We start from the raw sequence: 20,162 nt of genomic DNA on the forward strand, positions 1-20,162 counted from the left end.
GGCTCAGACCTCCAGCATCGTCTTGGCGATGATCTGCCGCTGCACTTCGTTCGATCCGCCGTAGATCGAGAGTTTGCGGTTGTTGAAATACTCCGCCGTCGACGGCATCGCGTAGTCGGGGCCGACCGTGTCGATGTTCGATCCCGGTTCCAGCGCTTCCGACACGAAGGGCATCGCGTAGGGGCCGCAGGCGGCGCGGGTCAGGTTGTTGATCTCTTGCCGGATCTGGGTGCCCTTGATCTTGAGCATCGATGATTCCACCCCCGGCGCCTGACCTTCCGCGGCGGCAGAGACTACGCGCAGGTTCGTCGTGGCCATGGCCATCAGCGCGATCTCCAGCTTGGCGATCTCTGCGGCGAAGAGCGCGTCCTCGATCAGCGGCTTGCCGTCTTGCATCTCCAGCCCCGCGATGCGGCGCAGGTTGGATAGCGCCTCTGACGCGAAACCGACGCCCGCGATATTGGTGCGCTCATGGGTCAGCAGGTATTTCGCGATGGTCCAGCCCTTGTTTTCCTCGCCCACAAGGTTCTCGACCGGCACCTTCACATCGGTGAACCAGACCTCGTTCACCTCGGCTTCGCCGTCGATCAAGACGATGGGTTTCACCTCGACGCCCGGATCGTTCATGTCGATGAGCAAAAAGCTGATGCCTTCCTGTCGCTTGCCCTCTTTCGAGGTGCGCACAAGGCAGAAGATGTGATCGGCGTACTGCGCCAAGGTCGTCCAAGTCTTCTGGCCGTTGACGATGTAGTGGTCGCCCTCGCGCTTGGCCTCGCACTTCAGTGACGCAAGGTCGGACCCGGCTCCCGGCTCGGAGTAGCCCTGGCACCACCAATCCTCGCCCGACAGGATGCGCGGCATCCAGTAGGCCTTCTGTTCGTCATTGCCGAAGGCCATGAGCACGGGCCCCAGCATCGCAACGCCGAAGGGCACGATGCGGGGGGCGTGGGCTTTGGTGGTTTCTTCCTCGAAGATATGGCGCTGCACGGCATCCCAGCCCGCGCCGCCGTGCTCCTTGGGCCAGTGCCCCGCGTGCCAATTCTTTTCCTGTAGGATCGCGTGCCACTGTTCGTGGTCTTCCTTGATCAGCCGCTTGCCCAGCCGCACTTTGTCGGCCAGCGTTTTGGGCAAGCGCTCGTCCAGAAACGTGCGCAGTTCGGTGCGGAATGCTTCGTGGTCGTCGGAATAGCTCAGGTCCATCTTCTCAACTCCCTAGTAGATTTCAAGCAGGCCGGCGGCACCCTGGCCGCCGCCGATACACATGGTGACGACGCCCAGCTTGGCGCCGCGACGACGGCCTTCGTGCAGGATATGGCCGGTCATCCGCGCGCCGGTCATGCCGAAGGGATGGCCCACGGCGATAGAGCCGCCGTCGACGTTCAGGATATCGTTGTCGATGCCCAGGGTGTCGCGGCAGTAGATCAGCTGCGAGGCGAAGGCCTCGTTCAGCTCCCACAGGTCGATGTCGGACACCTTTAGACCCGCGCGCTCCAGCAGGCGCGGCACTGCGTAGACAGGGCCGATACCCATCTCATCCGGTTCGCACCCGCCGACGGCAAAGCCCCGGAATGCGCCCAGCGGTTCAAGCCCGGCCTTCTCGGCTTCTTTGCGGGACATCATCACGAGTGCGGCGGCGCCATCCGACAGCTGGCTGGCGTTGCCGGCGGTGATGAACTTGCCCTCGCCCCGCACGGGTTGCAGCCCTTGCAGCGCCTCCAGCGTTGTGGAGGGACGGTTGCATTCGTCCATCTCCAGCGTGACTTCTTGGTGGGTGACCTCGCCGGTCTCCTTGTCCTTCACGGCCTTCGTCGTCTTGATCCCGGCCAGTTCGGCGTCGAAACGGCCTGCCTTCTGGCCCTCGGCGGTGCGCATCTGGGACTGGTAGCCCAGCTCGTCCTGCGCCTCCCGGCTGATGCCGTAACGCTCGGCCACAATGTCGGCGGTGTCGATCATCGGCAGATACAGGTCCGGCTTATGCTCCATGATCCAGTCGTTGGGGCTTTCGTCGGGGGGCGGCTGCACGGTCGAGATCGACTCGACGCCGCCCACCAGAACCGCCTTCGCGCCTTCCTGACCGATCATGTGCCCGCCCATCGCGATGGCCTGCAATCCGCTCGCGCAAAAGCGGTTCACGGTGGTGCCTGCGATGCTGACCGGCAGTCCGGCCCGGATTACGGCCTGCCGCGCGATGTTGCGCCCCGTCGAGCCTTGCGGATAGCCACAGCCCCAGATCGAGTCCTCTATCAGGGCAGGGTCGATGCCCGCGCGCTCGACCGCGTGGTGTGTCGCGTGGCCCGCCAGATCGACGCCATGCGTGGCGTTGAACGCCCCGCGATGGGCCTTGCCGATCGGCGTGCGGGCGACGGATACGATGACGGCGTCGTCACTCATTGGTTCAGCTCCTCGAATTTACCGTCGCGGTCGGCTAGCGTGTCCAGCATTGGCGCGACGCTCCAGAATGTGGGGTTGTCTTTGGCATAGCGGGTGATCCGGTCGCGGATCGTCGATAGGCCCACCTGATCGGCGTATTTCATCGGCCCGCCGCGATAGCGGGGAAAGCCGTAGCCGAAAAGTTTCACCGCATCCACGTCGAGCGGACGCTGGGCGATGCCTTCGTCCACGATGCGCGCCCCTTCGTTGATCATCGCGGCCATGTAACGCTCGACGATCTCGGTGTCGGTGAAGTCGCGCGCGGTAATGCCCGCCTTCTCACGAGCGGCGTCGATGTGGGCTTGCACGTCCGGGTTCTCGGCCATGTCGTCGCCGTAGACGTAGAAGCCCTTACCGGTCTTGCGGCCCTTGTCGCCATTCTCGACCAGCGCGTCGGCCCAGTCGGGGTTCACGATGCCGGGCAGGTCGCGGCCCTTGCGGTCACGGGTCATGCTTCCGATGTCGAGGCCCGCCAGATCGGCGACTTTGCTCGGTCCCATGGCAAAACCGAACCGTTCCAGCGCCGCGTCGATCTGGTAGGGAGAGGCCCCCTGCAAGATCATCTCATCCGCCGCCGAGCGGTAGTGAGACAGCATCCGGTTGCCGATGAATCCGTCGCAGACGCCAGAGCGTACGGCGGTCTTGCCCAACGTCTTCGCCAGCCTGAACGCGGTGGCGGTCACCTCTGGGGCAGTGCGTTCGGGCACCACGACCTCCAGCAGCTTCATCACATGTGCGGGCGAGAAGAAGTGCAGACCGATCACGTCTTGGGGTCGTTTGGTGGCCCCTGCAATCTTTGTCACGTCCAGATAACTTGTGTTCGTCGCCAGCACCGCGCCGTCTTTCATCACGCGGTCCAACTGGTCGAAGACCTGATGTTTGACGTCCATGGACTCGAACACCGCTTCGATCACGACGTCGGCCTCACTCAGCGCTTCGTAATCGGTGGTCGTCGTCAGGTCGGCGGCAGCGCGCTTGGCCTCGGTCATCTTGCCGCGCTTCACGGCCCCGTCGAGGTTCTTGGCGATGGTCGCGTCGGCCTTGGATGCGGCCTCTACGCTCGTTTCGACAAGTGTCACCGGCAGGCCCGCCAGCAAGGCGGCGGTCGCTATGCCCGACCCCATGGTGCCGCCGCCGATAACGCCGATGGCCTTTATGGGGCGCGGCTCGACGCCCTGCAGCTCGGGCAGGTTCGACACCTTCCGCTCTAGGAAAAACGCGTGGATCAGACCGTCACGCTGGGGTGTCTCCATCAGTTCCATGAACAGCCGCCGCTCTTCCTTGCGACCTTCGGCGAATGGCAACTGCGTGGCCGCGCGCACCGCCTTCGCGGCGTGGCGCTGGGCGACCTGACCGGGAAACTTCCGCTCCAGATCGGCGTCGCGCGCCTCCCAGTCCAGTTCGCTGCTGGGCACGTCCATGTCCGAGACAGGCCGCGCGGTCGCGCCCATTTCCAGAAGTTCGCCCGCGTAGGCGAGACCGGCGATCCTGGCATCGTCCCCTTCGACCATCCGGTCCACAAGACCGATAACCTGCGCGCGCGTCGCGTCCACCGGCTTGCCGCTGACGATCAGGTCCAGCGCGTCTTCCACTCCCGTCAGGCGCGGCGTGCGTTGCGTGCCGCCCGCGCCCGGCAGAATGCCAAGGCCCACTTCCGGCAGCCCGATCTTCGCGCCTTTCAGTGCAACGCGGTAGTGGCAGCCCAGAGCGACCTCTAGCCCGCCACCAAGCGCAGCACCGTGGATGGCGGCGACGACGGGCTTTTCCAGCGCTTCGATCCGGTCGATCACATCGGGCAGGATCGGGTCCTGCGGGGTCTTGCCGAACTCTGAGATATCCGCGCCGCCCAGAAACAGTCGCCCCGCGCCGACGATCACGGCGATCTGCGCGGCGTCATCCCCGGCAAAGCGGTTGGCGGCGTCCATCAGGCCCTGCCGCACGGCGTGTCCCAGCGCGTTCACCGGCGGGTTGTTCACCGTGATGACGGCGATCTGGCCTTCGGTCTCGTATCGAACGGGATTGGTCATCTTTACCTCAACGTCTGATCGGGGTGGGCGATTGGCCCAGCGTGGTTTCGAGTGTCGCGACAGCCGCGCGCAGGGCAGGGCCAACTTCGGCGACCATCCGGCTTTCGGGCAGGTCGGCAGGCAGCGCGCCGCAGGTGAAGACCACCGGCTCTGCCATGTCGCGGGGGTGGAATGGCGACGATACGGCATGGATATTAGCCGCGAAGTAGTCGGCAGGTGGGCAGATCGCGAAGCCGCGCTTGGTGAGTTGGGCGTAGCCATCGGCGCGGATACGGTCGGCGTGGGCTTTCGTCAGGTCGCGGTCGCGCCCCGCGTCGACCACCACGCCGGGCAGGGCGGCATCGTCGAGCGCGGCAAGGAAACAGGTGCCCGACGAGGATCCCCGGAACGGCACCCGCGCGCCGACGTCCAGCCAGATCGAGGACACGCCCGTGGGACGCCATACCTTCGTCAGCAACAGCCGGTCCCGGTCGCGGACTGCCAACAACGCCAGCGTCCGCGTCTCGTCCGCCAGCCGCTGCATGATCGGCCCGGCGACTTCCGTGAACCCGATGGACGCCGATGCCACGTTACCCAGCGCCAACAGCGCGGGGCCGGGGCGATAGCGGTCGCCGAAGCGCGCATGCGTCAGGTAGCCCAGGCTGTGCAGCGTATAGGTCAGACGCGACACGGTGCTTTTCGGCAGGCCCGTGCGCTCTGCGATCTCTGCGTTGCCAAGCCCATCATCGGACGGCCGGAACGCGCGCAGGACTGAAAGCCCCCGTGCAAGGGTCGTGGCGAAGCGCCGGTCATTTGGGCTCAGGTCGTTCATCACATCGAATACGGTATGAGAAGCGACAGCGCGGGCACCGCCATGATAATTATCAGCACGATCACGTCGATGGACAGGAAGCGGATCAGACCGGAAAAGATGCGGTCGATTGGCACGTCCTTGCCCACCACGGAACTGATGACGAAGACATTTAGCCCCACCGGCGGCGTGATCAGTCCGATCTCCAGCAGCTTGATGACCACGACGCCGAACCAGATCAGGTCCAGCCCGTAGCTTTCCACCAAGGGTACCATCAGCGGCAGGGTCAGCACCATGATCCCGATGGGGTCCAGAAACATGCCGAGCGCCAGGTAGATCAACGCGATGGCGGCCATCAGCACGATGACGTTCGGCTCTGCATTCGTGACCGCGTTCACGATATCTGGCGCCACGCCGGTCAGGGCGATGAAGGCCACGAAAATCTTGGCGGCGGCAGCGATGAAGAAGATCGAGGTCGTCTGGATCGCGGTCTCTCGCAGCGCGGCCCAGAAGGACGCCAGAGTCAGCTTGCCTTGTGCGAAACCGGTCAGTGTGACCAAAGCGACGGAAATCGCCGCGGCCTCTGTCGCGGTGAAGAAGCCACCGTAGATGCCGCCGACGATCACGACGAACAGCGCAGCGGCAGGCCAGGCGGCGACAGCGGCGTTCAGCTTGTCGCGGCGGGTGATCTCGCCGGTGTAGGCCGGAGCGTCGCCAGGCTTCTGACGGACCCAGATCCAAATCACTAGAATGAAACCCATCAGCGACAGGATGCCCGGCAGGATGCCCGCGAGGAACAGCGCCGAAATCGAGGTTTCGGTGAAGATGCCATAGATAATGAACAGCACCGATGGCGGGATCAGCGACCCCAATGTGCCGCCCGCGGCGACGGATGCGGTCGCCAGGCGTTTGTCGTAGCCCATCGACAGCATTTCGGGCGAGCAGATCCGACCCATGGTGGACGCGCAGGCGATGGACGAGCCGGAGATGGCCGAGAACCCGCCGCAGCCGACGACCGATGCCATGGCAACGCCACCGGGGATCTTCGCCAGCCACACACGGGCGGCGTGGTAGATCGCGGTTGTAATCTCTGCCCGGTAGGCGATGTGACCAAGCGCGACGAACAGCGGGATCATCGACAGGTCGTAGCTGTGGATTAGGTCGAAGGAATTGGAGAATACCAGCGAGGATGTCGGCCGATAGGCGCGCTCGGGCGCGAAGGCCCCGGTGCGGAAGGCGAAGACGACGAAGGCCCCCACGGTCGCCACGCCCGCCAAGGCGAAGGCGATGGGAACGCGGATCGCAAGCAGCCCGATGACGGACAGGAATGCGACAATGCCGATGATCGTGCCGTCCATCAGACTTCTTCCATCGCTTGATTTTCCGTTTCGATGTGTGCGCCGCTTGAAACCGTGCGGATGTCTTCAACGACCTGCACCGCGAGCCGCACCCAGCACAGCACGACGCCAATCAGGAACAGAACGCGGCCTGGCCATTTCGGCAGGTTCAACTGCCCGAAGAAAAAGCTGCCGCTTTCGATGGCGGTGACGGCCTCTTTCCAGCCCGCCCAGATCAGCGGGATCAAGGCCAGCAGGCCGATGATGCCGCCAAGGATCACGAGCAGGTCCTGCACGCGCATCGGGAAGTGTTGACTCAGCACCTCGACCACGATGTTGGCGCGCGCGGCGACGGTGGCGGCCAATGGCAGAAGGATTGCGGCGACCATGAGTTCGGCGACCATGACCACAGTGTCCGGGATTCCCGAGTTTACCGTGATCCGCAGCACGACGCTGACGGTAATCAGCAGGCCCAGTGCCACGATGGCCGCAGCGGCAAGGTCCAGTAGCAAACGTTCGATCCGACGCAGCATCGCGCGACTCCGGTCAGGTCAGGAAGGGGAAAAAAGGATCCGCGCGATGAGGCGCGGACCCGGATCGCTTAACGCTCCCAGGGGTAGCCCTGTTCGTCACGCTCGGCGGTGTATTGGTCGATCAGGCCGCGATACTCGGTCAGCAGCGCCTCACCGTCGAGGCCGATACCGTTGGCGGTCTCTTTCCACGCGTCGATGTAGGTCGCGCCGGTCTCGACCAGCTTCGCGCGCTCTTCTTCGGGCAGTTCGATGATTTCGATACCCTGCTCGCGCATCATCTCAACGGCGGCGTCATTGTCGGTGGACAGGATGCGGCCCAGCTCATCGGGAACGCTTTCACCGGCCTGCATCAGTACGTTCTGCTGCTCTTCGGAAAGGCTGTCGAACATGTCCTTGTTCATGAAGACGCCCAGCGCGCCGACCTGACCCCAGTTCATAAGAGTGTAGCTGTCGATCACCTCCTGCCACTGTAGCGCGGGAACCACGTAGCTGTAGCCTTGCGTGCAGTCGATCAGACCTGAGTCCAGGCCCTGATAGGCATCGTAGATCGACATGGACACGAGGTTGGCGCCGCTATCGGCGAAGGCCTTGCCGTAGGCGCCTACGCCACGCACCTTCTTGCCCGCGATATCCGCGACGGACGCGATGGACGTGCCCTTGCAACCGATATGCACGGCAGAGGTCGTGAACGTGCCAATGTAGACAAGGTTCTGATCCGCAAGGTTCTGCTGGATCGCTTCGTTGTTGCGCATCAGTTCGTCGGTGGCTTTCATGCCAACCCAAGGATCGGGGTTGTCGATGGGCAGGTCTGCGATGCCGTAGGCGGCCATCTCTTGCGGGAAATAGACGCCGATGATGGTGCCCGCGTCCGCGATGCCGTCGGCGATGCCGCTGCGGGCCGCTCCGGCCTTGAACAGCGCGCCGCCCCACTGGACGTCGAATGTCAGGTCGCCACCAGAGATCTCATCGACCTGATCGACGAAATACTGGATTGCCTCGGCGCGCGCGCCTCGGTTCGGGCCGGCCTCTCCGAAGAAAAGCGTGGTCTGTGCGAAAGCCGCGCCTGCGCCAAGCGTCAAGGACAGGGCTGCCGTGGTGAGCAGATGTTTCATGTCGTTCCTCCCAATCGGTTGCAATTCTGCTATGTGGAATTGCATTTCGATAAGTGGAACGTAACGGAGATGTGCGTGTTGGCAACCTCGTTCTTCGACTTGCACGTAAAACGTGATCGCCTCAGCGTTGTTCCGCTTGCCAATCCGAGTGCATCCACGGGGCGGAGTCGTCACGGGGCAGGGGGCGGCGGCCCAGGATATGGTCCGACAGCTTCTCGCCCACCATGATCGACGGTGCGTTCAGGTTGCCGTTTGTGATCTGCGGAAAGATCGAGCTGTCGCAGACGCGTAGCCCTTCCACACCGATCACGCGCCCTTCGGGATCGACGACGGCATCGGGATCATCCGCTGCGCCCATCCGGCAGGTACCGCAGGGGTGGTAGGCGCTTTCGGCATGTTCGGCGACGAAGGCGTCGATCTGCGCATCGCTCTGCATATCCGCGCCCGGCTGGATTTCGTGCCGCACGTAGTCGTCGAAGACCTTCGCGCCGAAGACCTCGCGCGTGTGGCGGATCGCGGCGCGGAACTCTGTCCAGTCGTCGGGGTGGCTCATGTAGTTGAAGCGGATATCGGGCGCGTCCGACGGATCACTCGATGACAGTCTCACCGTGCCGCGCGACTTGCTGCGCATGGGGCCGACGTGGGCCTGAAATCCGTGCCCCTCGGATGCGGCGCGCCCGTCGTAGCGCACGGCGATGGGCAGGAAATGCATCTGGATATCGGGATAATCGATACCGGGGGCAGACCGGATGAAGGCGCAGCTTTCGAACTGGTTGGACGCGCCGGGGCCGGTTCCGGTCAGCAACCAGCGCGCGCCCACGTAGGCTTTGCCCAGCAGATTCCAGTAGCGATACAGCGTGATGGGCTTGCTGGACGCCATCTGAACGTAGACTTCCAGATGGTCCTGCAGGTTCGCCCCAACGCCGGGACGGTCGGCGATCGGTTTGATTCCATGGGCAGTCAGATGATCCGCAGGCCCGATCCCCGACAGCATCAGCAGCTTGGGGGAATTGATCGAGGACGCCGCCAGCAGCACCTCCTTGCCCGCGCGAATCACCTCCGTCTTGCCTTTGCGTGAAACCTCGACCCCCACCGCGCGCCCGTCTTCCATCACCACACGCTGCGCGAGTGCGTTCACCAACGTGCAGTTGGCACGTTTCAATGCGGGCCGCAGGTAGGCGTTCGCGGCGGACCAGCGGCGGCCCTTCCAGATCGTCGCCTCCATCGGGCCGAAGCCCTCTTGCTGCGCGCCGTTGTAGTCGAGCGTTTCGGGGTAGCCCGCTTCCACGCCCGCGCGCACGAAGGTATCGACCAACGGGTTCTCACGCGTCGCCCGGCTGACGTGCAGTGGGCCGCCGTTACCCCGCCACGCGGGGTCGCCGCCGTGGCCGCCGGAGTGCCAGTTTTCCATCCGCTTGTAGTAGGGCAGCACGTCGGCAAAGCTCCAGCCGGTCGCCCCCATTTTTTCCCAGGTATCGAAATCGCGAGCGTGGCCGCGCACGTAGACCATCCCGTTGATAGAGGACGATCCCCCGATCACCTTGCCGCGCGGCACGGCCATGGTGCGGCCCTGCATGTGATGTTCCGGCTGGCTGGAAAAACCCCAGTCATAGCGCTTCATGTTCATCGGAAAGCTCAGCGCGCCGGGCATCTGGATGAACGGTCCCATGTCGGTGCCGCCATGCTCGATGACAGTCACGGACGCGCCCGCCTCTGACAGGCGGTAGGCCATCGCGCACCCGGCGGAGCCTGCGCCGACGATGACGTAATCGGATACCGGCGCGCTCAAAACGGAGCCTCCACGGTACCCGCGCCGACGTAGACGGATTTGACCTGGGACCAATGCGCGATGGCCTCTCGGCTGTTCTCGCGGCCAAGGCCGGACATCTTCACGCCGCCGAACGGCATCTCTACCGGCGTCAGGTTGTAGGTGTTGATCCAACAGGTGCCCGCCTGCAAAGTCCCGGCGATCCGGTGTCCGCGCGCCAGATCGCGGGTGAACACGCCCGCAGACAGGCCGAACGCGGTGTCGTTGGCGCGGGCGATGGCTTCCTCTTCCGTCTTGAAGGACAGGACGGACATGACGGGGCCAAAGATCTCTTCGCGGGCGATGGTCATGTCGTCGGTGACATCGGCAAAAACCGTCGGCTCGATGAACCAGCCGTCGCGGTCGGCGCGCTTGCCGCCGGTGACAAGCCGCGCGCCTTCGGCCTGCGCTGTCTCGATATAGTCCAGAACGATCTGCATCTGGCGTCCCGTGGTCATGGGGCCGAAGTTCGTCGCCTCATCCATCGGGTCGCCCATGACGACGCCGCCAAGGCGTTCGGTCAGGCGGTCAAGGAACGGCTCTTTCATGTCCGTCTGCACGAAGACCCGCGTGCCGTTCGAGCAGATCTGGCCAGAGGAATAGAAGTTGCCGTTGATCGCTCCGCCCACGGCAGCCTCCAGATCGGCGTCGTCGAAGATCAGGATAGGGGACTTGCCGCCCAGCTCCATCGTCACGTGCCGCATCCCTTCGGCGGCGCTGGCATAGACCTTGCGGCCCGTCGGCACCGAACCCGTCAGCGAGACCTTGGCGACGCGCGGGTCTTCGATCAGCGCTGCGCCGACCGATCCGCGCCCCTGTACCACGTTGAACAAGCCCGGCGGTGCGCCCGCTTCGGTCAGGATTTCCGCCAGTTTCAGCGCCGACAGGGGCGTCCTCTCGGACGGTTTGAACACCATCGCGTTGCCGCAGGCCAAGGCGGGCGCGGCCTTCCAGCAGGCGATCTGGATAGGGTAGTTCCAGGCACCGATACCGACGCAGACGCCCAAGGGCTCGCGGCGCGTGTAGAAGAAGTCGTCGCCCAGTTGCACGTGCTCGCCGCCGATGCTGGACGCGATGCCGCCGAAATACTCCAGCGCGTCCGCTCCACTGGCGGCATCCGCGACCAGCGTTTCCTGCAGGGGCTTGCCGGTGTCGTAGGTCTCCAGCTCCGACAGCTCACGGTTTTGCGCGCGCAAGATGTCGGCGGCCCGGCGCAGTACGCGTCCGCGCTCGACGCCCGGAAGGGCCGCCCATTCCATCTGCGTCCGCGCGGCCGCCGCGATGGCCGCGTCGATGATTGCCGGCGTGGCGTCGTGCAGCGTGGCGATGGGCGCGCCAGTGTAGGGATAGAGGCTGTCGAAGGCGGCACCTTCGCTATCGTCAGCATAGGCGCCGTCGATGTAGTGGCTGGCCGTCGGTTGGGTCTGCATTTGTATTGTCCCGAAAGATAATGCCCTGCCCGAACGCTCGGACAGGGTATCGGTTCACTCGGCGGGCATGGATTGACCGCGGGGCATGTCGTCGATTTCGGCCACCGTGCGGCGATGGCGGGCCAGAATATACAGCACCGCCGCAGCCATGATCCCCACGACGATCGCGCCGATCCAGTCGATCTTCAGCCAGCCTGAGCTGAACGCGTAGGTCAGCACCGACAGCATCCCGACGTTCAGCGCCAGATAGGGCAGAAGGCCCAGACGGTCGGTCGTGAGGTTCAGGTTGTCGGTGTACAGCCGGATCAGCGAGTCGAACGAGTTGACCACGAAGATCACGCCCACGGTGATCATCGCCCAGTTCATCAGCGGACCCAACGGGATCGATTCCACGTAGAAGTGGTACAGAACCGAGAACCAGATCGCGAGCGGGATGGACGGGATCACCAGCAGCGCCAGCAGGAAGTGCTGGGTCTTCAGGCCGCCCACGAAGCGCGACGTGAACTGGCCGATCATGATCGACCAAGCGAACCACCAGAACAGGAAGAAGGCGTGGTAGCCCGCGCCGTCCCCCATGGGCAGCACGAAGTGGTGGATGTTGGTGAAGTAGCCGCCGATCAGCGACAGATTGCCAAGGAAGCCACCGACTCCCGCGCCGCTGACCAGCCATGCCAGCAGGATCAAAGCGACGAACAGCCCCGACGACGCGACCGACAGCATCTTCACGAACTTGATGTTCGTCGAGCTGTAGGCCGCCGCGCAGATGATCAAGAAGGTGATCACGTAGAACAGCGGGATGATGCTTTCGCCGTCGCCGACCATGGGCATGTAGAACGGTAGGTATTGCAGGAACAAGGAGCCGGTGAAGGCGCAGGTCGCGATGATGACGATGTTGTTGACGGTTTTCACGACCGGGATCTCGAAGAAGCGCACGCGCGGCTCTATCACGCAGAAATAAAAGCCCGTCAGGAAGTAGAAGGCCCAGATCAGGAACCCCCACATCCCGAATTCGATCGCCAACGGGTTGGTGAAGGCGAAAGTCGGATAGGTTTCCGTATCGGCATACAGCGGGAAATCGAAGGCGACCGGGAACATGACAAGGCCCACGTCCAGCCCGGATGTGAACAGGATCGAAATGAACACCAGCAGCGACACCGGATCGGTCCCGGTCAGCCGCAGGTTCCACCATTTGATGGTGATGAAGATCACCAGCCCGAAGGCCATGATGATCCCGAAGGAAAGAATCGTCGTTAGCATCTGTATCGTCCTGAAGTAGGGCCGCCCGAAAGGGCGCTGGGATCACGGGTTATTCCCCACGGGGGAATCGCTGATTTTCTTCTAGCACGTTCAAATCCATATGATTGCGCATATACCGCTCCGAGGCACGCTGAAGAGGCTGGAAATCCCACGGGTAGTAGCCGCCCTTGCGTAGTGCTTCATAGACGACCCAGCGGCGTGCCTGACTTTCGCGCACGTCGGCGTCGAAACGATCAAGATCCCAAGTCGTATCGGCAAGATTGCGGAAATGGGTCAGAGCCTCGGCATGGGCGGGATCGGTCGCGAGGTTCGTCAACTCGTGCGGATCGGCGACCAGGTCGAACAGCTGTTCGGGGTCCAGCGCGCAGCGTGTGAACTTGTAGCGCCCCTGCCGCAGGCAGACGAGCGGCGCGTCAGAGGCTTCGGCCGCGTATTCGATCCGCACCGGAGCCTCGCGCGGTTCGCCTTTCGCCGTGGGCAGCAGGCTTTGCCCGTCGGTCCACGGCATGATCTCTTCCATCGACACGCCCGCCAGGTCGCACAGTGTCGGCGTCACGTCGATGGTGGACACCGGTGTCTCGATCCGCCTCGGCTCTAGCCCCGGTGCGCAAAGCATCATCGGCACCCGGGCGGAGCCTTCGAGGAAGCTCATCTTGAACCACAGGCCCCGCTCGCCCAGCATGTCGCCGTGATCCGACACGAACAGGATGATCGCTTCCTGCCGCGTGGCGTCCAACGTGTGCAACAGCTCTCCGATCTTGTCGTCGAGGTAGGAGAGGTTGGCGAAATAGGCCCGGCGTGAGCGTCGGATGTCTTCTTCCGTGATGTCGAAGGACCGCCAGTCGTTCGCGTCGAAGATGCGCTTTGAGTGGGCGTCGTGGTCCTCGTAATCCATCGCCGGGACGTCGGGCAGCAGGTGTTCGCAATCCTCGTAGAGGTCCCAGTATTTCTTGCGTGCGACATATGGATCGTGCGGATGCGTGAAGCTGACGGTCAGGCACCAGGGCCTGTCATCATGGCCGCGCGCGTAGTCGTAGAGCTTTCGGTTGGCGTGATAGGCGACCTCGTCGTCGTACTCCAACTGGTTGGTGATCTCTGCCACGCCGGCACCCGTGACAGAGCCCATATTGTGATACCACCAGTCGATCCGCTCGCCCGGCTTGCGGTAGTCGGGCGTCCAGCCGAAATCGGCGGGGTAGACGTCGGTGGTCAGCCGTTCCTCGAACCCGTGCAACTGATCCGGGCCGACGAAGTGCATCTTGCCCGACAGGCAGGTCTGGTAGCCCGCGCGGCGCAGGAAGTGGGCGTATGTGGGCAAACTGGACCGGAACTCTGCCGCGTTGTCGTAGACGCCGGTGCGAGAGGGCAGGGCGCCCGACATGAAGGCCGCGCGGGCGGGCGCGCACAGGGGCGAGCCGGTGTAACTGTTTGCGAAGCGCACGGACTTCGCGGCCAATCGCTTCAGGTTCGGCAGGTGCAGGAAATCGGCAGGACCGTCCGGGAACAGCGTGCCGTTCAGCTGGTCGACCATCAGGATCAGGATGTTGGGCTGCGTCATTGGGACCTCTGGGTTCTCTGCGTCGCTTCGGTGTGCCCTGTGATGTGTCGGTCGTCCAGCGCGCGCGGCCTCTGGCACCTCGCGGCGCGCTCTGGTTCTGTAGGCGGTGGAGGTGGCGATGACCCAGAACCTGAACCCGGCAAGCGGCGCGTTCGTGGACCGGCTGGCGGCGATGTTGCCGGACGGCACAGTCTCGGTGGCCGAAGACTTCCACCGCGGCGAGCTGCGCAAGCAGATCCGCGGCACGGCAGAGGCGGTGGCGGCCCCCGCAACGGTGTCAGAGGTGCAGACGATCATCCGCGCCTGTGCCGAGGCGCGTGTTCCCGTGATCCCCTTCGGTGGCTGGACCGGGCTTGTCGGCGGCCAGTTGTCGCCCGATGTGCCCGCGCTGGCCCTGTCGACCCACCGCCTGCGGGCCGTGCGCGGCGTTTGGCCGGAAGAGGGCGTGGCAACAGTGGAGGCAGGCGTGATCCTGTCGGAACTGCACGATCTGGCGCAGAACGCTGGTCTGATGTTCCCGCTGTCGCTGGGCGCGAAAGGCTCGGCGCGGATCGGCGGCCTGCTGTCCACCAATGCCGGCGGCACCGGTGTGCTGCGCTACGGCGCGATGCGCGATCTGACGCTGGGGATCGAAGCTGTGCTGCCCGATAGCAGCTTGATGAACACCGCGCATCGTCTACGGAAGTCGAACATGGGGTATGACCTGCGCAACCTGATGATCGGGGCAGAGGGCACGCTGGGCATCATCACAGCTGCCTCTCTGCGCCTGTTTCCGATTCCGCGCGTGGTCGCCGCTGCCGTTCTGGCGATCCGCGATCCCGAAGCGGCATTGACCCTGCTGGCACGATTGCGCGACCGGGTCGGCGATCAGGTCACGGGCTGCGAGTTGATGGACGGCACCGGTCTGCGTTGGCTGGCCGCCAGCCACCCCGCCGTGCGTCAACCCTTCGCCGCGCCGCCAGATTGGTCGGTGTTGGTCGAGGTCGGCGGCGCATCCGACGACCTGCACGCCACGCTGGAAGAGGTCGCGGCAGGGTCGATGGAGGACGGACTGGTGACCGATGGCGTATTCGCCCAGTCCGAAGCGCAGCGCGATGCGTTTTGGGAGATGCGCGAAAGCATTCCCGAAGCGAACCGCGCGGTCGGGGCCATTGCCTCGCACGATGTGTCTGTGCCGCTGTCTGAGCTGGCTCGGTTGATCGAACTCGGCCGCCCCGCGCTGCGCAAGATCGCGCCGGACCTGCGGTTCAACATTTTCGGCCACGTGGGCGACGGCAACCTGCACTACAACCTTTTCCCCGCCAAGGGGCGGGACCGATCTGAATACGCCGCGCTGAAGGACGACCTGAGCGCCCGCCTGCACGATCTGGTGACCGACATGGGCGGCGCGATCAGTGCGGAACATGGCATCGGACGGTTGCGCGCGGCAGAGTTCGCGCGGCTGGGCGACCCCGCCTCCATCGCCGCGATGCGGGCGGTAAAACGGGCGCTCGACCCATATGGCATCATGAACCCCGGCGCGATCTTGGGCTAGGCGATCCCAAGCGGCGATAGGTGTTGCCGCTCCCCGTTTTCGTCATAGGTCCATCACAACCGGGGGCTGTGTCATGCTCCGACATCGGAGTTTTCCATGGGTCTTATCGGCATCTTTCTGTCCCTCGGCCTGTTGATGTATCTGGCCTACCGCGGGATCAACGTGCTGATCCTCGCCCCTGTCATGGCGCTTCTGGCGACGCTTTTCGCCGGGTGGCTGCCGCTGCTGGCGACCTATACGCAGGTTTTCATGCCCGCGCTGGGCAACTACCTGTTGCAGTTCTTCCCGCTGTTTCTGCTGGGCGCGATCTTCGGCAAGTTGATGGCCGACTCCGGCTCTGCCCGCACTATTGCAGAATGGTTCACTGACAAGATGGGCGCCTCGCAATCCATCGCCGCCGTCGTCGCGGCCTGCGGGGTGCTGACATACGGCGGCGTGTCGCTCTTCGTCGTGGCCTTCGCGGTCTATCCCATCGCCAACGCGCTGTTTCAGAAATCCGACACGCCAAAACGGCTGCTGCCCGCTGCCCTTGCGCTGGGGTCGTTCACATTCACCATGACGGCCTTTCCCGGCACGCCTGCAATCCAGAATGCGATCCCGATGCCCTATTTCGGCACCACGCCCTTCGCCGCACCGATCTACGGCACGCTGGCTGGTCTGGGCATGCTGATCGGCGGAACATTCTGGCTGAACCGTCGTCGCGATGCGGCCAACGCCAAGGGCGAAGGCTATGGCGACCACCCCGCCACCGATGCCGATGCGAACGAGCCCGACGACGCCGCACCCGGTTTCCTGATTGCGATTCTGCCTGTGGTGGCCGTCATCGTGCTGAACGCCGCATTCACCTACCTGATCATTCCGGCGATGGAGACGGGCTATCTCGCCGACGATCAATACGGCAATGCCTCTATAGATGACGTCAAGGGCATCTGGGCGATCATTGCATCTCTCGTTATCGCGATCCTGCTGTGCACCGCCCTGAACTGGAGCCGGTTCAAGGATCTGCTGGAAAGCTACAACAAGGGCACGATGGGCTCGCTTCTGCCCGTCTTCAACACCGCGTCAGAGGTCGGATACGGCGCCGTCATTGCGTCATTGCCGGCCTTCGTCGTGGTCCGCGATGCGGTGCTTGGGCTGTCGTCGAACCCGTTGATCTCGTCAGCCGTGGCGACGAACGTGCTGGCGGGCATCACCGGATCGGCGTCGGGCGGCATGTCCATCGCGCTGGAAACGCTGGGCGACCGTTTTGCCGAACAGGCCCAGGCGGCGGGCATCGATCCCGAGATCATGCACCGTGTCGTTGCCCTGTCGTCCGGCGGCTTTGACGCACTGCCGCACAACGGCGCGGTCATCACATTGCTGGCGATTACGGGGCTGACCCACAAGACAAGCTATGGCGACATCTTCGTGGTCGCAGTGTTGATCCCGTTCTCGATCACCGTCGCGGTGGTGCTGTCGGCTTCTGTGCTGCTGGTCTAGGGCAGGGCGGGCGGTTACATCCGCTTGGCGACTTCCTCCAGCATAACCTCGGTGGCACCCCCGCCAATGGCCTGTACGCGCGCGTCGCGGCTCATGCGTTCGATGGTGCTTTCACGCATGAAGCCCATGCCGCCGTGGAACTGGACGCAATCGTACATCACCTCGTTCACCAACTCACCCGCCAGCGCCTTGATCATCGACACGTCGCGCACGACGTCCTCGCCCCCGGCCGCCCGCGCGGCGGTGGCGTAGACCATTTGACGGCACGCCTCGACCCGCGCGGCCAACATCGCCAGCCGCTGCCGGATGCCCTGCTTTTCCCACAGGCTCTCGCCGAAGGCCTTGCGTTCTTTCAGGTAGGCGACCGTTAGTTCCAAAGCTGCTTGAGCCTCTCCCATCGCCATCGCACCGATCACAAGCCGTTCGTTCTGGAAGTTCTTCATGATCTCGTAGAACCCGCGCCCTTCGGCCCCCAACACGTTGGCCGCCGGCACGCGCGCGTCCTGAAACGACAGCTCTGCCGTGTCCGACGAGCGCCAGCCGTGCTTGTCCAGCGCGCGGCTGACGGTGAAGCCGGGTGTGCCCTTTTCAACAAGGAACATCGTCACCGACTGCGAAGGCCGCGCGTCGGGATCGGTCTTCGCCGCGACGCAATAGACATCCGCGTGGACGCCATTGGTGATGTACAGCTTCGACCCGTTCAGCACCCAATCGTCACCATCGCGTCGGGCGCGGGTGGTCATGCCCTTCACGTCCGACCCCGCGCCGGGCTCTGTCACGGCGACCGCGCTGATCGCCTCGCCCGAGATGCAGCGCGGGATCCACTGTTCGATCTGCTCCGGTGTGCCTGCGTTGAAGATATGGACCGACGCCATGTCCGTATGCACCAGCGCCGTGATCGCGACGCCGGAAAAGGTGGACCGGCCGAGTTCTTCGGCCCAGACCACGGTCGCGCGTTCGTCCATGGCGGACCCGCCCAGGTTCTCGGGGTAGCGGATGCCGAAGAACCCCAGCTCTCCCATCTTGCGTAGCACGGCGCGGGGGACCATGCCATCCTGTTCCCACTGCAGGGCGTGGGGCTTAATTTCCGTCTCGACGAAGCGACGCACCTGGTCGCGCAGCATCCGGTGCGTTTCATCAAAGAACGTCGGGCTGTCGTTTGCGGCGGCGAAGCCAGAGGCCATGTTCATGTCGTCTCTCCCTGTGGGCGTTTCTTCATCAGGCCCGCGCGCTCGCAGGACCCGCACAGAACGTCGTCTTGGTTGAAGCACTCGTGGCGGAAGGTCACGATCCCCGCTTCCGGCCGCTTGGCGCTTTCGCGTTTTCGCAGGACGGTTGTGCGCACGTGGATCGTGTCGCCCTCGAACAGTGGATGGGGAAAGATCACGTCGGTCATGCCAAGGTTGGCGACAGTGGTGCGAAAGGTCGTGTCGTTGACGCTCATCCCGACCATCAGGCCAAGGGTGAACAAAGAGTTCACCAGCGGCCGTTTGAATTCCGTGTTTGCCGCGTAATGCGCGTCGATATGAAGGGGCTGCGTATTCATCGTCAGAAGCGAGAACCAGCGGTTGTCAGCCTCGGTGATCGTCCGTGTCCATTCATGATCGAAAACCTGACCGTCCTCGAAATCCTCGTAATACAGTCCCGGCATTGCTCGCCCTCCCTTTGGGCAGTGAACGGGGGTGCGCGCCCCGGCGCAAGGGGCTAGCGTCACACTTATGACCAACACACCGCGCCAAGGCCCCCTGACCGGCACTCGCATCGTAGAGATGACCGGCATCGGCCCCGTGCCCTACGCTACCATGCTGATGGCCGACATGGGTGCGCAGGTGATCCGCATCGACCGGCGCGGCGGCTATCCCGCACCGGACCCCGACCTGGACTTTGGCGCGCTGGACGCCGCCGCCATATTTTACCGTTCGCGTCCCGTGGTAGAGGTGAACTTGAAGACCGACGCGGGCCGTGCGTTGGTTCACCGCCTCATTGCCCAGTCCGACGCGCTGATCGAAGGCTACCGGCCGGGTGCAATGGAGCGCCTCGGCCTCGGCCCCCAAGACGCCTTGCGTCTGAAGCCCGCGCTCACTTACACGCGCGTCACCGGCTGGGGCCAGACCGGCCCGCGGGCGCAGACTGCGGGGCACGACCTCAACTACATTGCCCTGTCCGGTGCGCTGTCGCTCTTCGCCCGCGACGGCACACCGCCACAGGGCCTTCCGCCCCTGATCGGTGACATGGCCGGCGGCGCGCTCTTCGCCGTCATCGGCACCCTCGCGTCGATCCTCAATGCCCGCGCGACGGGGCAGGGGCAGGTGGTGGACGCCAACATGGTGGACGGCACCGCCTCTCTCTATACCCTGATCCAGGCGCTCGCCGCCGCCGGAATGCACCGTTGGCCTGGCGGCAACGTCTTGGACGGCGGTCGCTGGTATTATCGCACCTACGCTTGCGCCGAAGGCCACGTCGCGGTCGGTGCGATAGAGCCTGCTTTTCGCAAGATCCTGATTGATACGCTGGGCGTCTCCGACAATCCCCGCCTCGACACCGACCCTGAAGCCCTCCTGTCCGAGGTCTTCGCCACCAAACCCGCGACCCATTGGGATGCGCTTTTCCGCGAGACCGACGGCTGCGTCACCATGATCCGCACCCCGGATCAGGCCGCGAATTATACCGATAGCTTCACCACCATCGACGGCATCCCCCAGGCCAATCCCGCACCCTGGTTCGACGCCACACCCGGCGCGATCACCACGCCTCCGGCACAGGCGATCCACCCCAACACGGATGCCCTGTTGGACTGGGGCCTGACCCGCGACGAGATTTCCCGACACATAGCCGACGGCACGCTTACCTAACGCCGACCTTCCATTT

At 64.2% G+C, this 20,162-nt stretch carries 16 protein-coding genes; 3 read left to right on the forward strand and 13 right to left on the reverse strand.

What is annotated here, in order from left to right; genetic code table 11:
- Nucleotides 1–3: 3 nt before the first annotated feature.
- The 11 genes from FIU81_RS04800 to betC form a co-directional block, all read right to left on the reverse strand.
- Entirely contained in the window at nt 4–1,200 is a 1,197-nt protein-coding gene (locus tag FIU81_RS04800) for an acyl-CoA dehydrogenase family protein (protein ID WP_124112362.1), read from the reverse strand.
- 12 nt (nt 1,201–1,212) lie between these two features.
- Nucleotides 1,213–2,391 (reverse strand): acetyl-CoA C-acyltransferase, encoded by a 1,179-nt coding sequence (locus FIU81_RS04805; RefSeq protein WP_124112363.1) that lies wholly within the window; start codon nt 2,389–2,391, stop codon nt 1,213–1,215.
- A complete protein-coding gene (locus tag FIU81_RS04810) occupies nt 2,388–4,457 on the reverse strand; it encodes a 3-hydroxyacyl-CoA dehydrogenase NAD-binding domain-containing protein (protein ID WP_124112364.1) in 2,070 nt (689 codons plus the stop codon). Before FIU81_RS04810 ends, FIU81_RS04805 begins: the two co-directional genes overlap by 4 nt.
- 7 nt (nt 4,458–4,464) lie before the next feature.
- Nucleotides 4,465–5,268 (reverse strand): IclR family transcriptional regulator, encoded by an 804-nt coding sequence (locus FIU81_RS04815; RefSeq protein ID WP_124112365.1) that lies wholly within the window; start codon nt 5,266–5,268, stop codon nt 4,465–4,467.
- Entirely contained in the window at nt 5,268–6,605 is a 1,338-nt protein-coding gene (locus FIU81_RS04820; RefSeq protein ID WP_124112366.1) for a TRAP transporter large permease, read from the reverse strand. Before FIU81_RS04820 ends, FIU81_RS04815 begins: the two co-directional genes overlap by 1 nt.
- On the reverse strand, nt 6,605–7,117 hold the full coding sequence (locus FIU81_RS04825; protein WP_124112367.1) for a TRAP transporter small permease: 513 nt from the start codon (nt 7,115–7,117) through the stop codon (nt 6,605–6,607). The genes FIU81_RS04820 and FIU81_RS04825 overlap by 1 nt, the downstream gene beginning before the upstream one ends.
- Before the next feature lie 68 nt (nt 7,118–7,185).
- Nucleotides 7,186–8,229 (reverse strand): C4-dicarboxylate TRAP transporter substrate-binding protein, encoded by a 1,044-nt coding sequence (locus FIU81_RS04830; protein WP_124112368.1) that lies wholly within the window; start codon nt 8,227–8,229, stop codon nt 7,186–7,188.
- A gap of 121 nt (nt 8,230–8,350) precedes the next feature.
- Nucleotides 8,351–9,961, reverse strand: coding sequence for a choline dehydrogenase (gene betA / locus FIU81_RS04835; RefSeq protein ID WP_124112470.1), 1,611 nt, complete (start codon nt 9,959–9,961; stop codon nt 8,351–8,353).
- 53 nt (nt 9,962–10,014) lie between these two features.
- A complete protein-coding gene (gene betB, locus FIU81_RS04840; RefSeq protein WP_124112369.1) occupies nt 10,015–11,466 on the reverse strand; it encodes a betaine-aldehyde dehydrogenase in 1,452 nt (483 codons plus the stop codon).
- 54 nt (nt 11,467–11,520) lie between these two features.
- Entirely contained in the window at nt 11,521–12,723 is a 1,203-nt protein-coding gene (locus FIU81_RS04845; protein ID WP_216644278.1) for a BCCT family transporter, read from the reverse strand.
- A gap of 49 nt (nt 12,724–12,772) precedes the next feature.
- Entirely contained in the window at nt 12,773–14,281 is a 1,509-nt protein-coding gene (gene betC / locus FIU81_RS04850; RefSeq protein WP_124112370.1) for a choline-sulfatase, read from the reverse strand.
- 118 nt (nt 14,282–14,399) lie between these two features.
- Here betC and FIU81_RS04855 point away from each other — a divergent pair, with 118 nt between their 5' ends.
- Nucleotides 14,400–15,815, forward strand: coding sequence for an FAD-binding oxidoreductase (locus FIU81_RS04855; RefSeq protein WP_124112371.1), 1,416 nt, complete (start codon nt 14,400–14,402; stop codon nt 15,813–15,815).
- A gap of 96 nt (nt 15,816–15,911) precedes the next feature.
- Entirely contained in the window at nt 15,912–17,294 is a 1,383-nt protein-coding gene (locus FIU81_RS04860) for a GntP family permease (RefSeq protein ID WP_124112372.1), read from the forward strand.
- Nucleotides 17,295–17,308: 14 nt separating this feature from the next.
- On the opposite strand, the gene FIU81_RS04865 is transcribed toward FIU81_RS04860, so the two are convergent.
- Together FIU81_RS04865 and FIU81_RS04870 are read right to left on the reverse strand one after the other, a co-directional pair.
- On the reverse strand, nt 17,309–18,484 hold the full coding sequence (locus FIU81_RS04865; RefSeq protein WP_254696001.1) for an acyl-CoA dehydrogenase family protein: 1,176 nt from the start codon (nt 18,482–18,484) through the stop codon (nt 17,309–17,311).
- Entirely contained in the window at nt 18,481–18,945 is a 465-nt protein-coding gene (locus FIU81_RS04870; RefSeq protein ID WP_124112373.1) for a MaoC family dehydratase, read from the reverse strand. Before FIU81_RS04870 ends, FIU81_RS04865 begins: the two co-directional genes overlap by 4 nt.
- 67 nt (nt 18,946–19,012) lie before the next feature.
- Between FIU81_RS04870 and FIU81_RS04875 the strand changes: the two genes are divergently transcribed.
- Nucleotides 19,013–20,146: a CaiB/BaiF CoA transferase family protein gene (locus tag FIU81_RS04875; RefSeq protein ID WP_124112374.1), complete on the forward strand. Its 1,134-nt coding sequence runs from the start codon at nt 19,013–19,015 to the stop codon at nt 20,144–20,146.
- Nucleotides 20,147–20,162 lie beyond the last annotated feature (16 nt).

The sequence above is a fragment of the Palleronia sp. THAF1 genome (assembly GCF_009363795.1).
Lineage (GTDB): Bacteria > Pseudomonadota > Alphaproteobacteria > Rhodobacterales > Rhodobacteraceae > Palleronia.